Origin of the sequence: Aquibaculum arenosum, from assembly GCF_029222965.1 — a bacterium.
Classification (GTDB): Bacteria; Pseudomonadota; Alphaproteobacteria; order Kiloniellales; family DSM-21159; genus Aquibaculum; species Aquibaculum arenosum.
The window spans coordinates 86,047-110,298 of the sequence record NZ_JARHUD010000004.1; the positions used below are offsets into that span (position 1 = coordinate 86,047).

General features: G+C 65.9%; 25 protein-coding genes. 8 read left to right on the forward strand and 17 right to left on the reverse strand.

Going from position 1 to position 24,252, the window contains the following annotated elements:
• Positions 1 to 20 precede the first annotated feature (20 nt).
• Positions 21 to 872 (reverse strand): CsgG/HfaB family protein, encoded by an 852-nt coding sequence (locus tag P2G67_RS07570; RefSeq protein ID WP_275821628.1) that lies wholly within the window; start codon positions 870 to 872, stop codon positions 21 to 23.
• 381 nt (positions 873 to 1,253) lie between these two features.
• Here P2G67_RS07570 and P2G67_RS07575 point away from each other — a divergent pair, with 381 nt between their 5' ends.
• The 3 genes from P2G67_RS07575 to P2G67_RS07585 all read left to right on the forward strand — a co-directional run bounded on the left by P2G67_RS07575 (position 1,254) and on the right by P2G67_RS07585 (position 3,471).
• Positions 1,254 to 1,976, forward strand: coding sequence for a LuxR C-terminal-related transcriptional regulator (locus P2G67_RS07575; protein ID WP_275821629.1), 723 nt, complete (start codon positions 1,254 to 1,256; stop codon positions 1,974 to 1,976).
• A 64-nt stretch (positions 1,977 to 2,040) separates the two neighbouring features.
• Entirely contained in the window at positions 2,041 to 2,574 is a 534-nt protein-coding gene (locus P2G67_RS07580; RefSeq protein WP_275821632.1) for a hypothetical protein, read from the forward strand.
• A gap of 213 nt (positions 2,575 to 2,787) precedes the next feature.
• Complete coding sequence (locus P2G67_RS07585; RefSeq protein WP_275821634.1) at positions 2,788 to 3,471, forward strand: response regulator transcription factor; 684 nt, start codon at positions 2,788 to 2,790, stop codon at positions 3,469 to 3,471.
• A gap of 7 nt (positions 3,472 to 3,478) precedes the next feature.
• On the opposite strand, the gene P2G67_RS07590 is transcribed toward P2G67_RS07585, so the two are convergent.
• The 4 genes from P2G67_RS07590 to P2G67_RS07605 all read right to left on the reverse strand — a co-directional run bounded on the left by P2G67_RS07590 (position 3,479) and on the right by P2G67_RS07605 (position 7,894).
• Positions 3,479 to 3,799 carry a DUF1488 family protein gene (locus P2G67_RS07590; protein ID WP_275821636.1) on the reverse strand — a complete coding sequence of 107 codons (321 nt, stop codon included), beginning with the start codon at positions 3,797 to 3,799 and terminating at the stop codon, positions 3,479 to 3,481.
• Positions 3,796 to 4,116, reverse strand: a complete 321-nt coding sequence (locus tag P2G67_RS07595; protein ID WP_275821638.1) for a hypothetical protein — start codon at positions 4,114 to 4,116, stop codon at positions 3,796 to 3,798. The genes P2G67_RS07590 and P2G67_RS07595 overlap by 4 nt, the downstream gene beginning before the upstream one ends.
• A gap of 122 nt (positions 4,117 to 4,238) precedes the next feature.
• Complete coding sequence (locus tag P2G67_RS07600; protein WP_275821640.1) at positions 4,239 to 5,753, reverse strand: Ppx/GppA family phosphatase; 1,515 nt, start codon at positions 5,751 to 5,753, stop codon at positions 4,239 to 4,241.
• Positions 5,750 to 7,894 (reverse strand): RNA degradosome polyphosphate kinase, encoded by a 2,145-nt coding sequence (locus P2G67_RS07605; protein WP_275822190.1) that lies wholly within the window; start codon positions 7,892 to 7,894, stop codon positions 5,750 to 5,752. Before P2G67_RS07605 ends, P2G67_RS07600 begins: the two co-directional genes overlap by 4 nt.
• A 193-nt stretch (positions 7,895 to 8,087) precedes the next feature.
• On the opposite strand from P2G67_RS07605, the gene P2G67_RS07610 reads away from it, so the two are divergent.
• Positions 8,088 to 8,612 (forward strand): SixA phosphatase family protein, encoded by a 525-nt coding sequence (locus P2G67_RS07610; RefSeq protein ID WP_275821642.1) that lies wholly within the window; start codon positions 8,088 to 8,090, stop codon positions 8,610 to 8,612.
• 22 nt (positions 8,613 to 8,634) lie between these two features.
• On the opposite strand, the gene P2G67_RS07615 is transcribed toward P2G67_RS07610, so the two are convergent.
• From P2G67_RS07615 to P2G67_RS07655, 9 genes are all read right to left on the reverse strand, one after another.
• Positions 8,635 to 9,261, reverse strand: a complete 627-nt coding sequence (locus tag P2G67_RS07615) for a flavin reductase family protein (RefSeq protein ID WP_275821644.1) — start codon at positions 9,259 to 9,261, stop codon at positions 8,635 to 8,637.
• 97 nt (positions 9,262 to 9,358) lie between these two features.
• Positions 9,359 to 10,141, reverse strand: a complete 783-nt coding sequence (locus P2G67_RS07620; RefSeq protein ID WP_275821646.1) for an amino acid ABC transporter ATP-binding protein — start codon at positions 10,139 to 10,141, stop codon at positions 9,359 to 9,361.
• Positions 10,142 to 10,154: 13 nt separating this feature from the next.
• On the reverse strand, positions 10,155 to 11,288 hold the full coding sequence (locus P2G67_RS07625) for an amino acid ABC transporter permease (RefSeq protein WP_275821648.1): 1,134 nt from the start codon (positions 11,286 to 11,288) through the stop codon (positions 10,155 to 10,157).
• A gap of 3 nt (positions 11,289 to 11,291) precedes the next feature.
• Positions 11,292 to 12,482 (reverse strand): amino acid ABC transporter permease, encoded by a 1,191-nt coding sequence (locus P2G67_RS07630; RefSeq protein ID WP_275821650.1) that lies wholly within the window; start codon positions 12,480 to 12,482, stop codon positions 11,292 to 11,294.
• A 165-nt stretch (positions 12,483 to 12,647) separates the two neighbouring features.
• Positions 12,648 to 13,676 carry an amino acid ABC transporter substrate-binding protein gene (locus P2G67_RS07635; protein ID WP_275821652.1) on the reverse strand — a complete coding sequence of 343 codons (1,029 nt, stop codon included), beginning with the start codon at positions 13,674 to 13,676 and terminating at the stop codon, positions 12,648 to 12,650.
• Positions 13,677 to 13,845: 169 nt separating this feature from the next.
• Positions 13,846 to 14,892, reverse strand: a complete 1,047-nt coding sequence (locus P2G67_RS07640) for a GNAT family acetyltransferase (protein ID WP_275821654.1) — start codon at positions 14,890 to 14,892, stop codon at positions 13,846 to 13,848.
• Positions 14,893 to 14,930: 38 nt separating this feature from the next.
• Entirely contained in the window at positions 14,931 to 15,800 is an 870-nt protein-coding gene (gene sseA, locus P2G67_RS07645; RefSeq protein WP_275821656.1) for a 3-mercaptopyruvate sulfurtransferase, read from the reverse strand.
• Between the two features lie 18 nt (positions 15,801 to 15,818).
• A complete protein-coding gene (locus tag P2G67_RS07650; protein ID WP_275821658.1) occupies positions 15,819 to 16,520 on the reverse strand; it encodes an alanyl-tRNA editing protein in 702 nt (233 codons plus the stop codon).
• Between the two features lie 23 nt (positions 16,521 to 16,543).
• Positions 16,544 to 17,542 (reverse strand): cysteine synthase A, encoded by a 999-nt coding sequence (locus P2G67_RS07655; RefSeq protein ID WP_275821660.1) that lies wholly within the window; start codon positions 17,540 to 17,542, stop codon positions 16,544 to 16,546.
• A 157-nt stretch (positions 17,543 to 17,699) separates the two neighbouring features.
• On the opposite strand from P2G67_RS07655, the gene P2G67_RS07660 reads away from it, so the two are divergent.
• Entirely contained in the window at positions 17,700 to 17,978 is a 279-nt protein-coding gene (locus P2G67_RS07660) for a YrhK family protein (protein WP_275821662.1), read from the forward strand.
• A gap of 20 nt (positions 17,979 to 17,998) precedes the next feature.
• Here P2G67_RS07660 and P2G67_RS07665 read toward each other — a convergent pair whose 3' ends face one another.
• From P2G67_RS07665 to metC, 3 genes are read right to left on the reverse strand one after another with little or no spacing between them, the layout of a single operon-like run.
• On the reverse strand, positions 17,999 to 18,619 hold the full coding sequence (locus P2G67_RS07665; RefSeq protein WP_275821664.1) for an NUDIX domain-containing protein: 621 nt from the start codon (positions 18,617 to 18,619) through the stop codon (positions 17,999 to 18,001).
• Positions 18,620 to 18,628: 9 nt separating this feature from the next.
• On the reverse strand, positions 18,629 to 18,991 hold the full coding sequence (locus tag P2G67_RS07670; RefSeq protein WP_275821666.1) for a winged helix-turn-helix domain-containing protein: 363 nt from the start codon (positions 18,989 to 18,991) through the stop codon (positions 18,629 to 18,631).
• Between the two features lie 4 nt (positions 18,992 to 18,995).
• A complete protein-coding gene (gene metC, locus P2G67_RS07675) occupies positions 18,996 to 20,189 on the reverse strand; it encodes a cystathionine beta-lyase (protein WP_275822192.1) in 1,194 nt (397 codons plus the stop codon).
• Positions 20,190 to 20,322: 133 nt separating this feature from the next.
• Between metC and P2G67_RS07680 the strand changes: the two genes are divergently transcribed.
• The 3 genes from P2G67_RS07680 to P2G67_RS07690 all read left to right on the forward strand — a co-directional run bounded on the left by P2G67_RS07680 (position 20,323) and on the right by P2G67_RS07690 (position 24,221).
• Complete coding sequence (locus P2G67_RS07680; RefSeq protein ID WP_275821668.1) at positions 20,323 to 20,883, forward strand: methylated-DNA--[protein]-cysteine S-methyltransferase; 561 nt, start codon at positions 20,323 to 20,325, stop codon at positions 20,881 to 20,883.
• Positions 20,884 to 20,938: 55 nt separating this feature from the next.
• A complete protein-coding gene (locus P2G67_RS07685) occupies positions 20,939 to 23,308 on the forward strand; it encodes a heavy metal translocating P-type ATPase (protein ID WP_275821670.1) in 2,370 nt (789 codons plus the stop codon).
• A gap of 238 nt (positions 23,309 to 23,546) precedes the next feature.
• Positions 23,547 to 24,221 (forward strand): hypothetical protein, encoded by a 675-nt coding sequence (locus tag P2G67_RS07690; protein ID WP_322099663.1) that lies wholly within the window; start codon positions 23,547 to 23,549, stop codon positions 24,219 to 24,221.
• Positions 24,222 to 24,252: the final 31 nt, after the last annotated feature.

The window sequence follows — 24,252 nt, forward strand, 5'->3', positions numbered from 1 at the left end:
GCGCTTTACTGTACTCATCACTAGCTCTCCATTTCTTTGGTTTTGCCTGTCAGGGTTTCTTCGAAGAAGTTCGTCTCCCGGACCTGACAGTGTTCTTCACTCGGGAGGCGGAAGTAGTCCGTCATGATCTGGTAGACAGCCATCTCGATGACGGACCTCACGCCGAGTTGAAGCGGTTCGTTCTGAATGCGACCCGCGTCGAACTCGACGAGCTGGGAGCCGAAGAAACGAAAGACGTTCGCTTCGACTTCGTAGCCAAAAACCTGTTTTTGCAGCGTGCTAACGTGGACCACCTCGAAGGTGCGGCCGTTGACCAGGCGCAGATCGAGGCCCACGTTGATGATGACGGTGCGCCCGCCGGCGCCGATGCCGCCGACCCACAGGCCGGCGCCCTCGCTGACGATGTTGTAGTTGAGCTCGGTGAGCGCCCCGAGGACGACGAAGTCGCTGGCCGGCACCGACTGCTGTAGTTCGTTGGCCGAGCGGCTGGTCAGCCCCTGCTCGATCATCTTCAGTTCGGCCAGGGGGATGCGCAGGTCATAGCGCTCCACCATGCGCACCTTGCCGCTGCGCCAAAGTGCGCTCATCACCATTTCCGACAGGCCCTGGGTGAGCACGGTGCTCTCGGTCAGGGTGTCCATCTGGCCGGTCTTGTCAGAGACCTCGCCGACGGCGAAGGAGGGGAGGTGGCTGCCGGGATAGCTCGCGAGCGTCTGCAGGCAGCGTGTATAGGGCGTGGTGTTGGTGGTGACCGGGAAGCTGTAGGCCGGCCGCACCGCCGGCGCCTTGCCTTCGGCGACCACGGCTGCGGTCTGGCAGCCCGCCAGGGCGAGCGATAATCCCAGTCCGATCACGATCCGGTTCAGGCCCATTCTTCTCAACTCCCGTTCCTTGCTGCTTGCCCCGGCGGGGGTGCCCTGTTCGCGTCTCAGTAACGCCCGCCATTTGACACAAGCCTACCCGCAACAAGCGTACAGAGGCAGAGGAGCAAAAGTATAAAGTGAGAGAAAAGGGGGTTTGGTAAAGTCTCAGTTAAGATCTGGTTCGATCAATACGGGTTGAGGGCGTTGTGGCGGGAGGAGTAGGGCGGACCGTTTTGCGCCTATTCCGGTAAAGCGAAAGGGGTATTCGCCTCACAATTGCTGCTGGACACTCCGAGCGGCCGCACAACGCACTGTCACTGGGCATTGTATCCTGTGACCTCTGTTCAGCGAGGCAGGCCGTGAAGAATAAAAAACAGAAAGGGACGCAGAATGCCTGAGCCAGCCACCGGCCCGTTCGGCGCGGCAGGGGGCGTCATCCTTGTCGGCAGCGACAGCTTCCAGCGCGAGGTGCTGGAAGCCATGGTGCAGCCAACACGCATGGCGGTGCTGGGGCGCTACGACTTCCCTGCGGTGATCGCCACGCCCTTACCGGTCCCGGTGGGGCGGCAGATCGGCGTGCTCATCACCAGCGGCCGGGGTCTCTTGCGCCTGCTTCGTCAGCGGCGGCGCACCTTTCCCCCAGCGCTTCGCATAATAGTGATATCCCCCTTGGAAGAGCTCTCCACGGTCCTGTACCGTCTGGAGCGCGAACAATTGCTGCAATCCCTGGCCGGCTGGATCGAGCCGGCCCGGCTGCGTGAGGTGGGCGCGGATGTCCTGCTCGACGCGGTGCAGGGTGTAACCAGCCTGCCGCCACCGGGAGTGCAGCTGCTCATCGACCGCCAGCGTCACGGGGCGGCCCTGGCGGAACTGGAGGAGGAGGAGCGCCGGTTGCTTGCCCTCCTCATGACCGGGGCAAGCAATGCTGAAATTGCCGACAGGCTTGGTATGCCGCTCGGTCGGATCCGCAACATGGTGCGCAGCCTGTTGGCGAAGCTGGGCTGTCGCAGCCGAACCGCGGCTGCGATCCTCGCCTACCGCTATCTTGGCCCGGAGGGTGGCGAGGAAGAAGGCTCAGGCGAGGACTCCGAGGAGGGGCCAAGCGAAACGTGACGAAGCGACGAGACGACGGGGAGGGGACGTCCGGGGCTCCATTTCAGAACGGAAGGAGGTCGGTATGAAACAGCAGATCCTTTCCCTGGCGGCCGGACTGGCACTTGTCCTTGTCCTGCCCCTGGCCGAAGCAACGGCACAGTGGAATAACAGACCCTATCAGCCCGCCTTTCGTGGCGCGGCCGGCGGCGTGGGAATGAGCCCGGGCTATCGTCAGGTGATCATCCAGGACCGCCTGTCGGACAGGATGTCTCGCAACAACCTTTATCGCCTGCCGAGCGGTGCGCTGGCCGATGTGGCGCAGGATCGTGATCAGGCCTTCATCATCGGCGCCGACGGACTGCCGAGCGTGCGCACTGGGCGGGTCTCCAATCTCAGCGGATTCGGCTATGGCGGCGGTGGTTTGGGCTATGGCATCGGCGGTGCGATGACGCGGCCGACGGCTGGCTTCTGGGTCTACGCCCTGCGCAGCAGCGCCACCGGGGCGTTCAACGGATGGTGGCCGCTGCTCACGGCACGTGATGGCAGCGGCGCACGCGGTGCGGCGGGGGCGACGCCCATCGATGGCTGGATCGGCCAGTTGGACAGTCTGCGCTGAACGCGATCCGCTCTGAACCAGGGCTCCCGGTTGCTATGGTACCTCGCTTGGCGGCAAGCCGAGACTTTCTGGGGAAGACCTGAGGTCGGTCTGTTGCCTCGTTATATTCTACTGTGAGGAGATTACTGACTTCCCAAAAGCAAATCCAGACGATAGGTTCCGGTTATGGAAAGGGTGGGTTTTCTGTCTGCCCCGCCGGACGGAGAGAACGGGATGGCCTTGCCAGATAGGGTGATTGCCATAGTGGATGATCACCCGCTGATTGCTAAAGCCTTGCGCGAACTCATTGCCGCGCGTGGCCACAGAACCCTCGAGTTCACGCGCTTTACGGACTTCCTCCAATGGCTCGACCAGGAGGAAGCGCTGGATCTCTGCATCATAGACTACACACTGCCCGATATCCCGGGCGACGCCATCGTGCAGCGCGTGAAGGAGCGCCGGCCGGAGGTGTCGGTTGCGATCTGGAGTGGCCTGGAAGACGAAAGCCTGCCGGACCGGGTGCTGGACCAAGGCGGGGTCGGCTTTATCTCCAAGGCCCTGGCGATCACCGCCATTCCTCCCGCCGTGGACCTCATGCTGGCGGGAGAAATCTTTGTGTCCTCCCGCGGGCGCAGCACCCATTACCCGGGATCACAAACCTTTGCGCGCACAGGCGATGCCAGGGATAGGCCCGCCGTCGAAAATCTCGCCCTCACCCGCCGGGAAAAGGACGTGATGCAGCATCTCTTACAGGGCTGCTCGAACAAGGAGATTGCGGCGCGGCTCGAGCTCAATCCGGTCACGGTCAAGCTGCACTGCCGGTCGATCTTCAAAAAGCTGAAGGTGCGCAACCGGACCGAGGCGACGGTGCGCTATCTGGAACTCACCGAACGCATTCCGGTCTCTTCAACAGGTTGAGACGCGCTCAGGCGCCGCTGCCCAGGTGCTCTGGCCCGATCACGAGATAACCGTCCTGCAGGGGAGTGTCGTGCCGATGGAGCTTCGCGGCAATGGCTTCGAAGCGGTCGCGGTGCTCCTCGAAGATCGCGCTGTAGCGCGCCCGGTCGCGCACCTCGCTTTGTTGGCCTTCCAGTGCTTCAAGTGCTTCCCAGCGCACGGCCACGTTGATGGTGCGTGCCTCCTCGCCGCGGCCGACCTCGCCGTGAAAGCGCAGGCTGCGGCTGTCCCGGTCCAGGCTCGGTGTGTGGCCGAACCAGCGGATCTCGTCCTTGTTCTCTTCGCTCAACAGTCGCCGCTCCCTTCGCTTTCCACCAGGCAATTCATGTGCTCGCGCTCTTCGCTTGCCTGTTCGCGCATGCGGTCGATGCGATTGACCACGCACTGGCGATAGCCGTCCACCTCTTCCAGGAACTGGGTCAGTTCCTCCTGGCAGCGCAGGGCCCAGCCCTCGTCCTCGGACTCGACCGTGACCTCGGCGCAGGCCGGCTTCACCGGTTCGAAGCAGGAGCCTTCCGGTTCCTCCAACTGCGCCAGCGCACCTTGCGGCACCGCGAGGCTCAGGAGAAGTGCAATGGCGATGGCGGCGGGTTTTCTGGGCTGCATGGCCACTCCTTGATTGGATCACCGGGCTGGAGGCCGCACACAGATGTACGGTCCCGGACAGGAGTAAGACACGTCAGCCCGGCGCTTCGTTCCCACTGTTCCGCCGCCCGCCAGTCATTATGTCAAGCAACGGGGTCGCTCACCACCCGCGCTTCGGAGAGTTTCAGACTGGAGGCGAGGGAGGAAAGCCGCTTTTCGATGGTGGCGCCGGGGGGCACCGGCGCGTCTTCGGGCACCCGCAGGATGAGGTGTTCGGCAGAGCGCTCAAGTCGGCAGCGAAGCAGCATTTCCGCCGCGCCGCCGCACAGCAGGTAAGCGATGCGCAGGGTCCGACCAAGGATCTCGGCTTCCTTGCTGCGCGCCGAGCCCAGCAGCGATTGCGGCCCCTTGAGGACTCGCTTGCTCTTCTCTCCGCCGTAGCGGTGATAGAGCGCCAGGCCGATGAAGGCGCGCTCATCATGTTCCACGCAGAACTCCTGGGCGCGCAGGATGCGCAGCAGTGTCTGTTCCGCCCGGTAGTCCGGGTGGTAGCGCCAGCCGATGTCGGAGAGGTGGCTGGTGGCCAGCCGCAGCCGGGCTTGCGCCTCGCTTTCCTCGGGAAAGAGCGGCGCGGCCCAAGCCGTGATCTCCTGCCCCAGGTCGCCAAAGCGCCCGTCGGAGGTGGCCCAGTCGCGCACGGCCACGAGCAGGGGGTCGCGGCTGCGCTCCTCCTCGCTGAGCCGGTCCAGGATCCAGCCTTCGCGCAGGCCGCGCGAGGAGAAGACCAGCCGCCGGGGGCGCCCCTTCCGCAGGATGCGGTACAGCAGCATTCCCGCATAGGGCAGGGTTTCCAGGCGGCGCGCCGGCAGGTCCACCAGGCGATCGAGCGAGCGCCGGCCCATGCTGGCGACCAGTTTGGCCACCTCCTCGGCTTCGCTGCGGTCGATGGCGTAGCCCTGTACCATGTGCAGCGGGTAGCGGCTCTGCTCCATGTGCAGGCGTGCCAGTGCGCGCCAGGCGCCGCCCACGGCATAGAAGTCACGGCCCTCCAGGCCGTCCAGCCAATCAAGCTTCGCCAGTTCGGCATCGATCAGGCGCCGGGCTGCGCGCAGGTCACTGCCCACCTCGTCCTGCAGCCGCAGCGGCCCGAGCTTGAGTGAAACCCAGCCATTGGTGCGCCCCTGCTCCACGGCCACCAGTTCGAGGCTGCCGCCACCGAGATCGCCCATGACACCGGCGCTGTCCGGCTGGCCGGACAGCAGGCCGAGCGCAGAGAGCTGTGCCTCATCCTGCCCGGAAAGAACGCGCACGGGGTGGCCGGTGCGCTCTTCTACCTGTCGTACGAAGTCCGGGCCGTCGGCTGCATCGCGCACCGCCGCGGTGGCCAGCAGGTCCAATTCGCTTACCTTCATGGCCCGGGCCAGGCCGGCAAAGCGAACCAGGGTCTCCAGGGCCAGGGCGCGGCCTTCCGGGTTGAGTTTTCCGCTGTGGTGCAGCCCGGCACCCAGGCCGCAGAGCACCTTCTCGTTGAACAGCGGTACCGCCACCCGGCGCAGGCCGTCGAAGACCACCAGGCGCACGGAGTTGGAGCCGATATCGACCACTCCCACCGGTGCGACGGGACGGATGGGGGTACAGGTCACGTCCGCTGCGCTCACGCGTCCGCTGTCCTCGATTGTTTGGCGCCAGGGCCGGCCCATTCGCCTCTGGGTTCGCGTTTCAGCGCCGAGCCGCGGCCGGAGAGGCTGGGATTTGTCATGAAGAAGGACTGGGCGCTGAAGGGGCTCTCGCCGCCGTCGACCCGCTCGAAGTCGCCGTCGGGCTGCATGATCCAGGATTGGGCCTCGTCCCGCAGATTGGCGACCATGACCTGCTCCAGCACCTGCTCGTGCACGGTGGGGTTCTCGATCGGCACCAGAATCTCTACGCGGCGGTTCAGGTTGCGTGGCATCCAGTCGGCCGAGGAGATGAAGACCTTGGCGTCGGGCGAGGGCAGGGGCTGACCATTGCCGAAGCAGACGATGCGTCCGTGCTCCAGGAAGCGACCGACAATGGACTTCACCCGGATGTTCTCGCTCAAGCCCGGCACCCCGGGGCGCAGGCAGCAGATGCCGCGCACGATCAGGTCGATCTCGACGCCGGCCTGGGAGGCGCGATAGAGCGCGTCGATGATGTCGCCGTCCACCAGGGCGTTTAGCTTGGCCCAGATTGCGCCCGGTCGGCCGGTGCGGGCGTGGGCGATCTCCGCCTCGATGTTCTCCATCAGGGTTTCGCGGAGGTTAATCGGGGCAATGGCCAGCTTCTCCAGCTTGCCGGGATTGGCATAGCCGGTCATGTAGTTGAACAGCCGCGCCGCGTCACGGCAGAGCACGCGGTCCGTGGTGAAGAAGCTGAGGTCGGTGTAGATCTTGGCGGTGATCGGGTGATAGTTGCCGGTGCCGTAGTGCACGTAGGAGCGCAGGGCGCCGCCCTCGCGCCGCACCACCAAAGCCACCTTGGCGTGGGTCTTCAGGCGGATGAAGCCGTAGACCACCTGCACCCCGGCGCGCTCCAGATTGCGCGCCCAGCGGATGTTGCGTTCCTCGTCGAAGCGGGCCTTGAGCTCCACCAGTGCGGTCACCGACTTGCCGGCCTCCGCCGCCTCGGTCAGCGCGCGCAGAATAGGGGAATCCTCACTCGTACGGTAGAGCGTCTGCTTGATCGCCACCACCTGCGGGTCGGCGGCGGCCTGGCGCACGAACTGCACCACCACGTCGAAGGATTCATAGGGGTGGTGAACGATGATGTCCTTGGCGTGGATGGCCTTGAAGCAATCTCCGTCATAATCGCGTATGCGCTCGGGAAAGCGCGGTACATAGGGCGGGAAGAGCAGATCGCGGCGATTGTCGATGATGAGTTGCTGCACGTCGACCAAGCCGATCATGCCCCCAAGCCGGAAGGCATCGTCGGGTGAGGCGCCCAGTTCGGCAAGGATGAAATCGTGCATATCGGCGGACATGTCGGCATTGACCGCCAGACGGATCACCGAACCGCGCCGCCGGCGCTTGAGCGCGCTTTCGAAGACGCGCACCAGATCCTCGGCCTCTTCCTCCACCTCGACATCGCTGTCTCGGATGACCCGGAAGACGCCAAACTCCGAGACCTCCATGCCGGGGAAAAGACGGTTCAGGTTCAGGCGGATGATCTGCTCGCTGCGCACGAAGCGCGGCCGCTCGCCCGGCAGGCGCACGAAGCGCTCGGATTGCTGCGGCAGCAGGACCAGGCCGTTGAGCGGCTCCTCGTCCGCCGCGCGCACCAGCCGCATCACCAGCGCAAAGCCCAGGTTCGGCACGAAGGGGAAGGGGTGCGCCGGGTCGATGGCAATTGGCGTGAGCATGGGAAAGAGCTGCTCTTCGAAGTAGTCGGCCAGCCAGCGCCGGTCGGCTTCGCTCAACTCCTCGCGGGCCAGCACGTCGATGCCGTTGTCGGCCAACTGTTCGCGCAGGGTGGTCCAGCAGAGCTGCTGGCGCTGCATCAGCCGCTGGGCGCGGGAATGGATCGCCCTCAGCTGTTCGGCCGGCGTCATGCCCTCCTGGCTGATGTCCTTCACACCGGCGCCCACCTGCCCGCGCAGGCCGGCCACGCGCACCATGTAGAACTCGTCGAGATTGCTGGCCGAGATCGAAAGGAAGCGCACCCGTTCCAGCAGCGGATGCCGGGTGTTGAAGGCTTCGTCCAGCACCCGCTCATTGAATGTCAGCCAGGACAGCTCGCGGTTGATGAAGCGCTCGGGCGAGTCGGCGGTGGGCCAGGGGCTCATCGGCGCCTGGATCACCGCCCCGGTGCGCTCCCGGGCTTCCGTCTGGCGTGCCGCCTTACTCAAGTGAATCCTTTCTGACAGGATCGGCCGCAAAGCCAATCGATTACGAGCTGCTATAGTCTACACCAGATTTGCCGCGCTACCCAAAAAGGCAAGGGGTGCTCCTCGCGGCAGGAGGGGACATTCAAAGACCATGAAACGGCTGCTGTTGCTCCGCCACGCCAAGTCGGGTTGGGACGACCTCACCCTGGAGGATTGGCAGCGCCCCTTGGCACCTCGGGGGCGGCAGGCTGCGCCGCGCATGGGCCGGGAAATCGCCCAGCGCGGCTGGCGGCCGCAACGCGTATTGGTCTCCCCGGCCCGGCGGGCGCAGGAGACCTGGAACCTCGTCGCGCCGGAACTGCCGGACCGGCCCGAGGTGGAGGAGACGCCGCAGCTCTATGGTGCCAGCCAGGACGCCGTCTTGCGAACGCTGCGCCACCTGCCGGAGGATCACTCCAGCGTGCTGCTGATCGGGCACAACCCGCAGCTCGAGAGCCTGGCGCTCAGTCTCGCCGGCCGCGGCTCCGACGTGCAGGCAGTGGCGCAGATCCAGGCCAAGTTTCCCACCGCCGCCCTCGCGGTGCTGGAGTTCGACGCGCCCTGGCGCCGGCTTGCCCTGCGCGGCGCGCGGTTGACCCTTTGCCTGAAAGTAAAGGCCTTGGATCGCGACGCGTGATTCGCTCCAAAGGGCGGCAGGCTCAGCGCTTCGGGCGCTCCATGGCGAAAATGGTGTCGACCACGGTGTAGTCCATATAGCCCAGGCGGCCGACGGGCCGCGCGCGGGCCAGGTCGACCAAACCCTTGTCGGTCAGCAGCGACTCCTCGATGTGGATGCCCACCACCTCACCGATCACCATGTGGTTGCCGGTGTCGGGCAGGGTGCAGGGCAGGTCCACCGTTTTGATCCAGCGGCATTCCAGGTGCGCTGGTGAGTCCGCAATCCGCGGCACGCTCACCTTCTCCGAGGACGCCAGCGTGAGCTTGGTGCGCTCCAGCTCGCTTTCACCCGGAGGCAGGGGCGCGGCGGTCGCGTTCATCGCCTCGCGCAGATCCCAGGTCACGAGATTGACGACGAACTCGCCGCTCTCCTCGGCGTTGCGCAGGCTGTCCTTGCCGCCGTCCTGGCTGCGTGGCTTGCCGTTGCTGGCGAAGAAGACCATGGGCGGCGCGTCGGAGAGCCCGTTGAAGAAGCTGTAGGGCGCCAGGTTGACCACGCCGTCCGACCCGATCGTCGTGATCCAGCCGATGGGACGCGGCACCACCAACGCCTTGAAGGGGTTGTAGGGCAGGCCGTGCTGCTTGTGCTGGCCGGGCTCGAAGAACATGCAAGTCTCCTCCTGCGACAGGGGCGCAGAGTACCGCCGCCGGCCGAAGGTTGCGAGCCCCCGGCTCTAAGTAGCGAGCTGCCTTGCGGTTCTGTCTCTAATGCAGGATCTGGCTGAGGAAGAGCTTGAGGCGGTCGGACTGCGGGTTGCCGAAGAAGTCGTCCGGGCGGTTCTGTTCGACGATCTCGCCGAAGTCCATGAAGATCACCCGGTCGGCAACCGTGCGCGCAAAGCCCATTTCGTGGGTGACGCAGAGCATGGTCATGCCTTCCTCGGCAAGCGAGACCATGGTGTCCAGCACCTCCTTGACCATTTCGGGGTCGAGGGCGGATGTGGGTTCGTCGAACAGCATGATCTTGGGCTTCATGCAAAGCGAGCGCGCGATGGCCACGCGCTGCTGCTGGCCGCCGGAAAGCTGACCCGGGTACTTCTGGGCCTGCTCCGGGATGCGCACCCGCTCCAGGTAGTACATGGCCGTTTCCTCGGCCTCCTTCTTGGGCACCTTGCGCACCCAGATCGGCGCCAGGGTCAGGTTCTCCATCACCGTGAGATGCGGGAAGAGATTGAACTGCTGGAACACCATGCCGACCTCGCGCCGGATGGCATCGATGTTCTTCAGGTTCGAGGTCAGTTCGATGCCGTCCACCACGATCTTGCCGCGCTGGTGTTCCTCCAGGGCGTTGATGCAGCGGATCATGGTTGATTTTCCCGAGCCGGAGGGACCGCAGATCACGATGCGCTCCTTCCGCTCCACGGCGAGATGGATTTCTTTCAGGACGTGAAATTCACCGAACCACTTGTTGACCCCGGTCATCTCGATGATCGGGCTGCCGCTGGCGGCGTGGGCGGTGGGGGACTGGCGTTCGCTTGCTAGGCTCATGACAGGGTCATCCTCAGCGACGGGTTCCGACATTCAGCTTCTTTTCGAGGTGCTGCGAGTACTTCGACATGGAGAAGCAGAAGACGAAATAGATCATGGCGATGAAAAAGTAGGATTCACGGTAGAAGCCGCGCCAGGAGGGATCGGTCAGCGCCGCCTTGGCGGCACCCACCAGATCGAACAGCCCGACGATGATCACCAGTGAGGTATCCTTGAACAGGCCGATGAAGGTGTTCACCAGCGGCGGGATCGAGATCCGCAAGGCCTGGGGCAGGATGATGAGGCGCGTCTTCTGCCAATAACCGAGGCCGATGCTGTCGGCGGCCTCGTACTGGCCCTTGGGAATGGCCTGCAATCCGCCACGCACCACTTCCGCCAGATAGGCCGAGGCAAAGAGGATGATGCCGATCTGGGCGCGCAGCAGGTTGTTGATCGATACCCCCTGCGGCAGGAAGAGCGGCAGCATCACCGAGGCCATGAAGAGCACGGTGATCAGCGGCACGCCGCGGATCAGCTCGATGTAGGCCACGGACAGCATTCGGACGATCGGCAGATCGGATCGCCGCCCGAGCGCCATGAGGATGCCCAGCGGAAAGCCGATGGCCAGCGCGAAGGACGCCAGCATCAAGGTCAGCGGCAGGCCGCCCCAGCGGGTGGTCGGCACTTGGGTCAGACCGAAGATGCCGCCATACATCAAGGTCCCGATAACAGCCAGCAAGACGACCCAGGCGACGCCCAGCCAGGGCTTCCAGAAAGCGCGATTACAGCTGGCAAGAAGCAGGACCAGGTAGAGCAGCACGGCCAGGGTGGGACGCCACTGCTCGTCGAAGGGGTAGGTGCCGAAAAGGATCAGGCGATACTTCTCGTGGATGAAAGCCCAGCAGGCACCATCCGCGGCGCGACAGACCTCCGGTTCCGTATGGGACCAGACGGCACTGATGAACAGCCAGTCGATGATCCCGGGAACGAGCTTCGCCAGGATGTAGAGCAGGATCAGCGTGGCCAGCGAGTTGTACCAGGTGCTGAAGAGATTGGCGCGCAGCCAGCCGATGACACCGGTCTTGGTGGACGGCGGCTGCACCACCGGGGAATCGCCGCCGGTGCGGGCGGCGTGCTGTACGGTGCGGTGAAGCGTCTGATCTGTCATGGCTCAGCGCTCCACCAGGGCGATTGCCCTGTTATACCAGTTCATGATCAGGGAGATCGTCAGGCTGAGCGTCAGGTAGACCGCCATGAAGATGGTGATCGCCTCGATGGCCTGTCCGGTCTGGTTCAAGGTGGTGTTGCCCACCGAGACGAGATCGGGATAGCCGATGGCCACTGCCAGCGACGAGTTCTTGGTCAGGTTCAGGTACTGACTGGTGGTCGGCGGAATGATGATGCGCAGCGCCTGGGGCAGCACGATGAAGCGCAGCACCATGCCCTTGCGCAGGCCGAGCGCGAAGGCCGCTTCGCTCTGCCCGTGGCTGACCGCGAGGATGCCGCCGCGCACGATCTCGGCGATGAAGGCGGCGGTGTAGAAAGTCAGACCGAAGAGCAGTGCTGCGAACTCGGGCGTGAGCGTCAGACCACCGCGGAAGTTGAAGCCCTGCAGCGTCGGCAATTCCATGACCGTCGGCGCGCCGCCGAGCACCCAGGCAATGGCCGGGAAGAGGATCAGCAGACCCAGGCTGGTCTTGTAGACCGGGAACTGCTTACCCGTGTCGATCTGGCGCTGCTTGGCCCAGCGACGGATGAGATAGCCCGCCGCCAGCGCCAAAAGGGCGGCGATGCCCATGTAGGCGTGGATCGGGTCGGCCACCGGGGCTGGGATCATGAAGCCGCGGTTGCTGAGGTAAATGCCCTCGACCGGGCTCATGGCCTGACGGGGACCGGGCAGGCTCACCGTGATCACGCCATACCAGATGAAAAGCTGCAGCAGCAGCGGTATGTTGCGCAGCACCTCGATGTAGACCGAGGCCAGCTTGGCGATCAGCCAGTTCGTGGAGAGCCGCGCGACACCCACCAGCACGCCGATGATCGTCGCCAGCACAATTCCCAGCAGGGCCACCCGGAAGGTGTTGAGAATGCCAACAATGAAGGCGCGGCCATAGGTGTCCGCCGCGCTGTAGCTGACCATCGATTCCGCGATGGCGAAGCCCGCTTCCCGTTGCAGGAAGCCGAAGCCGCTGGCGATGTTCTGCCGTTCCAGGTTCGTCATCACGTTGGAGACGAGGTAGCCGATGCCGGCCACCACCAGAACGACTGTGAGAATTTGAAAGAAGATCGCGCGAAAGCGCGGATCATACCAGAATGGCGTTTTCGATGAAGCGCTTGCGCCTCGATCGCTGTCTACTGCCACGAGCCGGCCTCCCTGCTTGGCCGCGCGCCGGACTTTTGCCCTTTGAGGGTCTGTCCGCTCCGGTCGCGCGTCAGCTCGTCACCAGATCTGCGACCCCTCCCGGAGGCCGCAGCGGCCGCCGCCACCCGAAGGCGACGACGGCCGGTTCATGCGGATAATCCGTCCTTACCGGACCGGCATGGCGTACATCAGGCCGCCGCGGGTCCAGAGGTCGTTGTAGCCGCGCTCGAGGCCAAGCGGGGTGTCGACACCCACATTGCGCTCGAAGATCTCGCCGTAGTTGCCCACCTGCTTGATCGCATTGTAGGCCCAGTCTTCGGAGAGACCCAGGTTCTCACCCATGCCGGCGGAAGCGCCGAGCAGGCGCTGAACGCCCGGGTTGTCGCTGTTCTCACGCATGTCGTCGACGTTCTCGGAGGTGATGCCGTACTCTTCAGCCTCGATCAGGGCGTAGACCACCCACTTCACGATGTTGAAGAATTCGTCGTCACCCTGGCGCACGGCCGGGCCGAGCGGCTCCTTGGAGATGAGCTCCGGCAGGATCATGTGATCCTCCGGGTTCTCGGCCACCGTGGAGCGGATCGAGGCCAAGCCCGAGGCGTCCGTGGTGTAGACGTCGCAACGGCCGGAGAAGTAGGCCGCATTGACCTCGTCAAGCTGCTCGATGACCACCGGCTCGAACTCCATGCCATTGGCACGGAAGTAGTCGGCCAGATTCAGCTCCGTGGTGGTGCCCGGCTGCACGCAGACGGCCGCACCATCCAGCTCGAGGGCGCTGGTCACACCCAGCTCGCGCGGCACCATGAAGCCCTGGCCGTCATAGAACGTGATCGGCGCAAAGTGGAGGCCCAGCGAGGTGTCGCGGGTCAGCGTCCAGGTGGTGTTGCGCGACAGCAGGTCGACCTCACCGGACTGCAGGATGGTGAAGCGCTGCTGGGCGGTGGCCGGCGTGTAGGAGACAGCATCGGCATCGCCCAGGATCGCCGCGGCAATCGCCTTACAGACGTCGACGTCCAGGCCGGTCCAGTTGCCTTCGCTGTCGGGGTTGCTGAAGCCGGCGAGGCCGGTGCTGACGCCGCAGTTCAGTTCGCCGCGATCGGTGATGGTTTCCACCATGCTCTGTGCGGCAGCCGGAAGGGCGGCGCCGGCAACGGCGACCACGGCTCCGGCAGCAAGAATTGATTTCAGCTTCATTTGTCCCTCACCTGTTCTCTTTAGTGAATCCCTCGAAGATCCCGGATTGGGAATCCCGAAACCGCTTTGTAGCAGCAAACGGGTGATAAAATGAAGCCCTGCGTGATAAGGCCTTCGCGTTTTGCGAGTAACCAGGTCGGGAATGCGGCTGATTGGGGCAGAATCTGCGTCAAATGCCAGCGTTGGGGGGCAACAATCCGCTGCCACGCGGGTCGGGGAAGCGGTGTTGCTCTCGACCGGTCAGCGCGAAGCCCATGCGCTGGCACAATGTCAGCGCACTCGGCGAATCCAGCGTGGTGACCGAAAGCAGCAGGCGGCTGCAGGGCTGGTCCCAGGCCAGTTCCAGGGTCTCGTGCAGCAGAAAAGCCCCCAGACCGCGGCCGCGAAAGGCGGGCGCGAGACCCAGGTGGGTGAGGCGGCACGCCCGCGTGCCGCGCTCGCCGGTGCGGGGCGTTTCGGCCTGGGGGCGGGAGTCGAGTTCGGAGAAGCCGGCCGGTACGCCGTCCACATAGAGCACGTAGATCGCCACGTCGTGGTCGTGGATCGTCGCAGCCAGCGCGGCGTCATCCAGCGCCAGTCGCTCCCACCAGAGACAGTCGCTGCCAACGCTGCGGTAGAGAAAGCGATAGAAGTCCAGCGGCGGCTGTTCGGCCCGCAGCAAGGCGAGCTTGTGCCCGCCGGAGGGGTGAGGACGCTGCAGCGCAGGTTTGCCGTCCATTTCCAGGTGGGTGACGACGACTTCGACGTCGGCGCCGCTTTCCGGGGCCGGCGTTTCCTCGCCGTCCAGCCAGCGGGCCATCACCAGCCGCGGCGTAAGATCGTAGCCGCAGCTTTTGTAGAAGGCGCGAACCCGCGCGTTGGTCGGGCGGATCATGAGCTGCACCTTGCGCAGTCCGCGCTGCTTCAGCCACCGCTCACCCTCCTGGACCAGATGCCGCCCCAGGCCCCGCCGCTGCAGGGCCGGGTCGACGGCGAGATAGTAGTACCAGCCGCGATGGCCGTCGTGTCCGACACACAGGGAACCGACGATCTCGCCCTCGCGCTCGGCCAGCAGGATTTCCGCGTCGGCGCTGGCCTGAAAGAGGGCGATGTCCGCCTCGGGATCGTTGTGCGGCACGGTGAGGCCGCAGCGTTGCCAGAGCGCAGAGAGCGCTGGCGTGTCATTCCCTTGGGCCGGGCGCAGGCGATAGAGCGGGGCGATTTTTTTGTTGCTCATGGATCTCGCTCCGCTCCTTTGTTCTACGCCCCTTGATTCTATCCGACTGTGGCCGGCCCGCTCTCAACCGGTGTCTCGCCCGCCTGGCCCCAATCGGCCCAGGAGCCGTCGTAGAGCGCGTGGTCGCGCCGTCCGAGGCAGGTGAGCGCCAGGCTGAGCACGGCGGCGGTAACCCCTGAGCCGCAGGTGGTGACCACGGGGCGGTCATTGTTGACACCGGCGGCCTCCAGGCGTGCGCGCAGCGCTTCGGGCGGCAGCAGCGTGCCATCAGCGGGGTCGAGCAGTTCGGTGAAGGGCAGGTTGAGGCTGCCCGGAATGTGCCCGGAGCGCAGTTCCGGCCGCGGCTCCGGCGCCTCGCCCTCGAAGCGGGCCCGGGCGCGGGCGTCGAGCACCTGCTCCTTGCCGCTTTCCAGATTGCGTTGCATTTGGCTGCGGTCGCGCACCTGTGTGCTGTCCAAGCGGGCGGTGAAGTGGCGCTCCATGGGCGCGACCGGCCGGTCGTCCAGCGGGCGGCCCTCAGCTTTCCACTTCGGCAGGCCGCCGTCGAGCACCGCGATCTCCTTGTGGCCGAAAACCCGGAAGCTCCACCAGACCCGCGCGGCGGAAAACAGCCCCTTGCGGTCGTACACTACGATGCGGTTGCCGTCCCCCAGGCCGAGGTGACGCACCTTGCTGGAGAAGATCTCCGGCGGTGGCAGCATGTGGGGCAGGGGACTCTTGGGGTCCTTGATCGCATCGATGTCGAAGAAGACGGCGCCGGGAATGTGCTCGGCCTCGTACTCGGCCCGGGCGTTGCCTTCCTCGTTCGGCAGGTAGTAGGTGGCATCCACCACCCGCAGGTCTGGATCTTCAAGGTGGGCTGCCAGCCAGTCGGTGGTGACCAGGCAGTGGTCCGGGTGCTGGGTCATGGGGCGTCCTTCTGCCGGTCAGGCGAGCCGCAGGTTGATGCGCCGGTTCTGCCGGCCCTTGTTCTCGATCTTGCCGACCTCGAGCCGGCCGATCTCGCCGGTGGAACGCACGTGGGTGCCGCCGCAGGGCTGCAGGTCCACGCCTTCGATCTCGAGCAGGCGCACCTTGCCGCTGCCGCTGGGCGGCTTCACCGACATGGTGCGCACGAGCTCCGGCTGCGCAGCGAGCTCCGCATCGTCGATCCAGCGCGGGCGCACCGGGCGGTCCTCCTCGACCAGGCGGTTGAGTGCCTCCTGCAGCCAGACCTTGTCGGGGGCGCTTTCCAGATTGAAATCCAGGCGTCCCTTGCCGTCGCCCACCTGGCCGCCGGTCACCTCGCCCTCGATGAGCGAGCAGAGCAGGTGTAGGCTGGTGTGCACGCGCATGTGGCGGTGGCGCCGTTCCCAGTCCAGTTCCATGGTCACCGGCGTGCCGGGGGCGAGCGTCGGAGCCTCCTCGGCCGGAATGTGCAGCACCTCATCGCTCGCCTCGCCCTTGCGGGTGTCGACGATGTTGATCGTAGTGCCGTCGGCCAGCAGCAGACGGCCGCTGTCCCCTGGCTGTCCGCCGCCTTCGGGATAGAAAATGGTGCGGTCCAGGCGGATGCCTTCGGGCCCCACGCTCACGGCCTGGGCCTCGCCCTCTCTTAAATAGGCATCTTCGCGGAACAGCAGCTCCATGAAGCGCTTCCCCCTCTTTTTGCTTACAGCCAGCCCGGAACCGGCAGGCCCTTGTCCCGCAGGAAGGCGGGATTGAACATCTTGCTCTGGTAGCGCGCGCCTGAATCGCAGAGCACGGTGACGATGGTGTGGCCCGGCCCGAGCTCGCGCGCCAGCCGGATCGCTCCGGCCACATTGACGCCGCTGGAGCCGCCCAGGCACAGGCCTTCCTCCTCAAGCAAGGAAAAGGCGACCGGCAGGGATTCGCTATCGGGAATGCTGTAGGCGCGGTCGACCGGTGCATCCTCCAGGTTGGCGGTGATCCGCCCCTGGCCGATGCCTTCGGTGATGGAGGTGCCTTCCGCCTTGAGACTGCCGTGGGCGTAGTAGTGCCAAAGTGCCGAGCCGCTGGGATCGGAGAGCGCGATGGTCACCTTGGAGCTGCGCTCCTTCAGCGCCTGGCCGATGCCGGCCAAGGTGCCGCCGGTGCCGACCGCGCAGACGAAGCCGTCTACCTTGCCCTCGGTCTGCTCCCAGATCTCCGGACCGGTGGTCTCATAGTGGCCGCGGCGGTTGGCGACATTGTCGAACTGGTTGGCCCAGATCGCGCCGTTGGGCTCGCTGGCGGCCAGCTCTTCCGCCAGGCGCGCCGAGACATGCACGTAGTTGCCGGGGTTCTTGTAGGGCACCGCCGGCACTTCGCGCAGGTCTGCGCCGCACAGGCGCAACATGTCCTTCTTTTCCTGGCTCTGAGTTTCCGGAATGACGATCACGGTGCGATAGCCGCGGGCGCCCCCCACCAGTGCCAGGCCGATCCCGGTGTTGCCTGCCGTTCCCTCGACGATCACGCCGCCGGGACGCAGCAGCCCGCGCTCCTCCGCATCCTTCACGATGGCCCAGGCGGCGCGGTCCTTCACCGAGCCGCCGGGATTGAGGAATTCCGCCTTGCCCAGGATCTCGCAGCCGGTCTCTTCCGATGCCCGGCGCAGCCGGATCAGCGGAGTGTTGCCGATGGTACCGATGAATCCGTCGCGCACGTCCATAGGGCCAGCCTTGCCGAAAGTCTTTGATGAGCGGAACGTGGAGAGTAGCGCCGCCGCCCCGTCCCGGGCAAGCCGGCGCAACTTGACACTTTCGATAACGGGGGGGGGGAGCCTGCTTCAGGCCCATCAAGGGGCTGAAGCTTGGGGGCGCACGACGATGAAACCGTTTGAACAGGGGCTGCGGGTGTGTACGCCTCGACACGAGGCGCTGACGCGACGCTACGAGATCGCCCGCACCGCGATCGAGGTCCTGGCCGCGCTGGCCTTCATCATTGGCAGCCTGCTCTTCTTCTATCCTGACATGGTCTATACCGGGACCTGGCTGTTCCTGATCGGCTCGATCTTTTTCGCGATCCGGCCGACCATTCGGCTGTTGTTGGAACTGCATCTCTCCCGCCTGCCCATGCTCGACGAGTTGGAGCCGGCCGGCGGCTGAAGCCCACAAGTTTGCAGTGCTCAGTCGCGGCGCCAACGCTCGCGCAGGCCGTCGCGTTTGAGCTTTAGGCCGGTCAGGCAGGTCCAGGCCGGCGCGTTGGTGATCCGGCCGGCTTCCAGCAGCGCCCAGGCCTCTTCGAAGGGCAGGGCTTCAGCGCGTATATCTTCTTGTTCGATCTCCAGGCCGTGAAGTCCTCCGACATCGCTGGCGTCGGTGCGGCCGATGAAGTGGTGGATCACTTCGGTGCTCGACCCGGGAGAGGACATGAGCGCTGCCACGGGCTCCAGGTCGGTGATGGTCACGCCGGCCTCTTCCTCCGCCTCACGCCGGATCACCGCTTCAGCGGCCTCGCCTTCCTGGTCGAGCAGGCCGGCGACCACTTCGATCTGCCAGGGCGGCTTTCCGGCCAGCAGCGCCGGCAAGCGAAATTGCTCGATCAGGACAACGCAGTCCCGCTCGGGATCGTAGGGCAGGACAGCGGCGGACTGGTGCTGGTCGATGATCTCGCGCAGCTGTTCGATCCAGCCGCCGGCGAAGCGGCGATAGCGCGCGCTGTGACGTTCCACCGTGAGGAAGCCGCGGTGCAGCTCTTCCTTTTCCAACAGTTCGCTGTCTTCGGAACCGAAGCGACCGAAGGGCATGGGATTTCCTTATCTGTCTTCTTGTGAGTCGGGCTCGCCGAGCAGGCGGGCGAAGCGCTCCATGTCTCCGGCCAGCGTCTCGGCGGCATGCTTTTCCATCTCGCGGTACTGCGCCAGCACTTCATGGCCCAGGGCGGTGACGTGTGCGCCGCCGCCGCCGCTGCCGCCGCGCGCGGCCTCCACCAGTGGGCCGCGAAAGGCAGAGTTCATGGTCTCCACCAACAGCCAGGCGCGGCGGTAGGACATGCCCATGGAGCGGGCGGCCCGGCTGATGGAGCCGCTGGCGTCGATGGCTTCCAGCAGCGCCGCCTTGCCCGGTCCCATGGCGGTTGCCTCGCCGAGAAGCACCCGCAGGCGAGGGCGGGGCGGCATGGGATCACTCCGCCGCGGCGCGCTGGCGCAAGCGGTGGAAGCCGGCCTCCAGGTCGGCGATCAGGTCGGCCGGATCCTCCAGGCCGATGTGCAGTCGCAGCAGCGGGCCTGCGGCGTCCCAGGGGACGGCCGAGCGTAGCTTTGCCGGGAAGGTCGGAATAGCAAGGCTCTCGTAGCCACCCCAGGAGTAGCCCATGCCGAAGTAGTCCAGGCCTTCCAGGAGGTCAGCCACGCTTTCCATGCCCACCGGATGCAACTCCACGCCCATAAGCCCGCTGGCGCCGTGGAAGTCGCGCTTCCAGATGGCGTGCCCGGGATCGCTCGGCAGTGCCGGGTAGAGCACGCGGGCCACTTCCGGGCGCCCCTGCAGCCATTGCGCGACCTGGAGCGCATTGGTCTGATGCTGTGCCAGGCGCACAGCCATGGTGCGCAGGCCGCGCAGGCCGAGCCAGGCATCGTCGGGGCTGGCGCCGTGACCCAGATCCTGGGCCTGTTGGCGCACCGCGTCATGCTGTGCCTCGTTGGCGATGACCAGGCCCAGCATGGCGTCGGAATGGCCGACGACATACTTGGTACCGGCGTGCACCGAGATGTCGACGCCATGGGCCAGCGGCTGGAAGAAGAGCGGCGTGGCCCAGGTGTTGTCCATGATCGTGGTCACGCCGGCCTCGCGGGCGACCTTGGTGATGGCCGGCACGTCCTGGATCTCGAAAGTGAGCGAGCCTGGCGCCTCGAGGAAGATCACCCGGGTGTTCGCTCGGACGAGGTCGGCGATACCGGCGCCGATCAGGGGATCGTAGTAGGTGGTTTCGACACCGAAGCGCGTCAGCAGGCCGTCACAGAGCTTGCGGGTGGGTGCATAGACGCTGTCAGCCACCAGCAGATGATCGCCCTGCTTGATCTGCGAGAGCACGGCAACCGTGATCGCCGCCAGACCGGAGCCCACGGCCACGCAGCCGGCGCCGCCCTCCAGTTCGGCCACGGCGTGCTCCAGGGAGAAGCTGGTTTCCGTGCCGTTGCGGCCGTAGGAGACGAATTCCGGGTCGAGGCGATGGCTGTGTACCGCCAGCAGGTCCTCGACGCTGTCGAAGAGGATGGTTGAGGCGCGCACCACCGGCGGATTGACCGGGCGTCCGCCCTTGCATGCCAGTCTGCGGCCCGCGTGGGCCAGACGCGTCTGCGGCGCCGCTTTCTTCACTTCCGACAAGTCTTCGTCTCCCTGTAAATCACATTCATCCAAGCTTACATCGCCCCTTCCGCCCGGCGAAAGGGCAAGGCAGCGAAAAGCAGAGGCGGCGCCCGCGTGTAAGACGTGCTATCCTGACCCCATCATGCCCGAACCGCGCTATTGCCTTTTCGATACGGCCATCGGTCGCTGCGGCTTGGCCTGGAGCGATGCGGGCCTGCGTGCGCTCGCACTGCCGGAGGCCAGCGCCGGCGAAACCCTGAGGGTGCTCCTGCGCGCCTGTCCAGGGGCAGAGGCTGCTTTGCCCGAGGAACTGGCATCGGACACCTGGGTGGGCGTAGCCGTGGCGCAGATCACGGCGCTGCTTGACGGTGAGAAGCCCTCGCTGCTGCAGTTCCCCCTGGACCTTGAGGGCATCGGGCCCTTCTATCGGCGGGTCTATGACGAGGCGCGCCGGATTCCGCCGGGGCAGACCAAGAGCTACGGCGAGATCGCCCGTGCCCTGGGTCAGCCCGGTGCCTCCCGGGCGGTTGGCCAGGCCCTGGGCCGCAATCCCCTGCCCATCGTCGTGCCCTGCCACCGCGTGCTGGCAGCCGGCGGCCGCCCCGGTGGCTTTTCCGCGCCCGGCGGCATCATCACCAAGTGGCGTCTGCTGGAGATCGAGGGCGCGTTGCCGGACGAGCAGCCGGATCTCTTCTCCTCTTGACCTTCCCATGGTGGGAAGCCCCATAACCTACTTCTGTACCAGAAGGAGAAGGGGCATGGCCCAGGAACAGCACCACGGCTGCTGCGGACACAGCGCCGACGCGAAGCATCAGCACAGCGGTGAGGCTGCGGCGCAGGACGGGCAGGTCGTCGATCCCGTCTGCGGCATGAGCGTCGATCCGGCGACGGCCCAGCATCACACGCAGCACGCCGGCAAGGACTATTACTTCTGCTCGGCCGGCTGCCGCCGCAAGTTCCTGGGCGCCCCCGAGGGCTACCTGTCAGGCAAGAAGCCTGCGGCCGAGGGCCCGCCGGATGCCATCTACACCTGCCCCATGCACCCGGAGGTGCGCCAGGTCGGTCCCGGAAGCTGTCCAAAGTGCGGCATGGCGCTGGAGCCGGAGGATGTGACCCTCGAGCAGGGCCCGAACCCGGAACTGCAGGACATGACACGGCGATTCTGGATCGGTGCTGCGCTGGCGCTGCCGGTCTTCATCCTGGAGATGGGTGGCCACCTCTTCGGCATCACCCACGCCATCGGTCAGCAGACCTCCAATTGGCTTCAGTTTCTCTTCGCAACGCCGGTGGTGCTCTGGGCCGGCTGGCCCTTCTTCGAGCGCGGCTGGCAGTCGCTGGTGACCCGCAGCCTCAACATGTTCACCCTGATTGCCATGGGCGTCGGCGTGGCCTGGCTGCACGGCATCGTCGCGACCTTCCTGCCCGGCATCTTCCCTGACGCGTTCCGCGATGCCGAAGGCGCCGTGCCGGTCTATTTCGAGGCGGCGGCGGTGATCGTCGTGCTGGTGCTGCTGGGCCAGGTGCTGGAACTGCGGGCGCGCGAGCGCACCTCCGGCGCCATCCGTGCCCTGCTGGACCTGGCGCCCAAGACCGCGCGGCGCCTGGGCACCGACGATCGCGAAGAGGATGTCTCCCTGGAGGAGATCCAGGTCGGCGATCGGCTGCGCGTGCGCCCGGGAGAGAAGGTGCCGCTGGATGGCGAGGTAATCGAGGGCGCCTCAAACGTTGATGAATCCATGGTCACCGGCGAGCCCATGCCCCAGCGCAAGGAAGCGGGCGCCACGGTTATCGGCGGCACCCTGAACGGTCAGGGCGGCTTCGTGATGCGGGCCCAGAAGGTGGGCAAGGAGACCATGCTGGCACAGATCGTCCAGCTGGTGGCCAGCGCCCAGCGCAGCCGCGCGCCGATCCAGCGCCTGGCCGACGTTGTGGCTTCCTGGTTCGTGCCGGCTGTAGTGGGTACCGCCGTACTTGCTTTCGTGATCTGGGCAATTTGGGGCCCTTCGCCCTCCTTGGCCTACGCGCTGGTCAATGCCGTGGCGGTGCTGATCATCGCCTGCCCCTGCGCCTTGGGACTGGCGACGCCCATGTCGATCATGGTCGGCGTCGGGCGCGGTGCGGGCATGGGAATACTCATTCGCGATGCCGAGGCCCTGGAGCGCTTCGAGAAGGTCGACACCATCGTGGTGGACAAGACCGGGACACTGACCGAAGGCAAGCCGAAGCTCACCGGGCTGCATGCGGCGGCCGGACTGTCGGAGGATGAGCTGCTGCGACTGGCCGCGAGTCTTGAACGGGCCAGCGAGCATCCCCTGGGCGCGGCGGTGGTGCAGGCGGCCGAAGCACGCGACCTGCCGCTGGCCAGCGTCGAGGACTTCGACGCACCCGGCGGCAAGGGCGTCACCGGGCTGGTGGAAGGCCGGCGCGTTGCCCTGGGCAACCGCGGTTTCCTGATGGATCTCGGTGTGGACGTGAGCGGCCTGGAGGGCCAGGCGGAGGCCTGGCGCCGCGAGGGTGCCACCGCCATCTTCGCCGCCGTGGAGGGTGTGGCGGCCGGAGCGTTGGCCGTTGCCGATCCGATCAAAGAAACCACGCCCGAGGCCATCCGTGCCCTGCATGAACAGGGGCTGCGCCTGGTGATGCTGACCGGCGACAACCGCACCACTGCGGAGGCCGTTGCCCGCCAGCTCGACATCGACGAGGTCGAGGCCGAGGTGCTGCCCGAGGATAAGGGCCGGGTGGTGGCACGACTGCGCGAGGAAGGCCGGGTGGTGGCCATGGTCGGAGATGGCGTGAACGATGCGCCGGCCCTGGCCGCGGCGGACGTGGGCGTTGCCATGGGCGGTGGCACCGATGTCGCCATTGAAAGCGCTGGCGTGACGCTGCTGCGCGGCGACCTCACCGGGCTGGTGCAGGCCCGGAGCCTGTCCCAGGCCACCATGCGCAACATCCGTCAGAACCTCTTCTTCGCCTTCGCCTATAACTCGGCGGGCGTGCCGATCGCTGCCGGCATCCTCTACCCGGTCTTCGGCCTCCTGCTCTCCCCCATCGTGGCCGCCGCCGCCATGTCGCTGTCTTCGGTCAGCGTCATTGGCAACGCCCTGCGGCTGCGCATGACCCGGCTTTGAGGGGGGGTGGTGTTGGTTGACACGAAGTGCACGAAGAATCGCACGAAGTGCACAAGGGATTTCATTCGAAAAGGGTGAGCGGCGGCTTGAATCGCTCTTGATGAACTTTGTGAAGCCCTTCGTGTGCTTCGTGTCTCCGCAATGGTCTGCAAAGGTTGCGCCAGATCAAGGCGGGTGCGCCGGGGCGGTGGCAGCCTGCCGGTAATCGCCAGTTCCTGTCCCATGCGAGGAGACGGCCATGACCGAAGGTGGCGCGGTGCGCGAGGCGGTGGGTGTGTTTCACGATCGTCCCGACCTGGAAGCGGCGATCGACGAGTTGCTGAGTTCCGGTTTCGACCGTGCCGATCTGAGCCTGCTGGCAAGCCGGGAGGCCGTGGAAGAGAAGCTCGGGCACAGTTACCGCACGGTGCGGGAGTTGGAAGACGACCCCGATGTGCCGACCGTGGCCTACATGGCGCGCGAATCGGTGGGTGAGATCGAGGGCGCCATCGCGGGGACGCTGATCTATGTCGGAGCGGTGGCGGCCGCAGGTGCCGTGGTCGCTTCTGGCGGCGCATTTGCTGCCGCCATTGCCGCGGCTGCAGCGGCTGGTGGCGGAGGCGGGCTGCTCGGCTACCTCCTCGATCGCACTGTGGAGAAGCGCTATCTGAACCCCATCGCCGACCAGATTGCCCGTGGCGGCTTGCTGCTCTGGGTGCACACCCGCGATGAAGCGCACGAGCGCCGGGCGGCGGACATACTGACACGAAACGGCGGCGAAGATGTGCATGTGCACGACCTGCCGGCCGGTGAGGGGGAGACGTTGCAGATGCGCGCGCGTATGTCCGATCTGGTCGACGAGGCCGGGCGGGATTCCTTTCCCGCCAGCGACCCGCCGGGCTTCAACCCGGGCGGCAGCGGCGGGCCGCACTGAGAGCACATCCAGTCGCATCGGTTTCTCACCT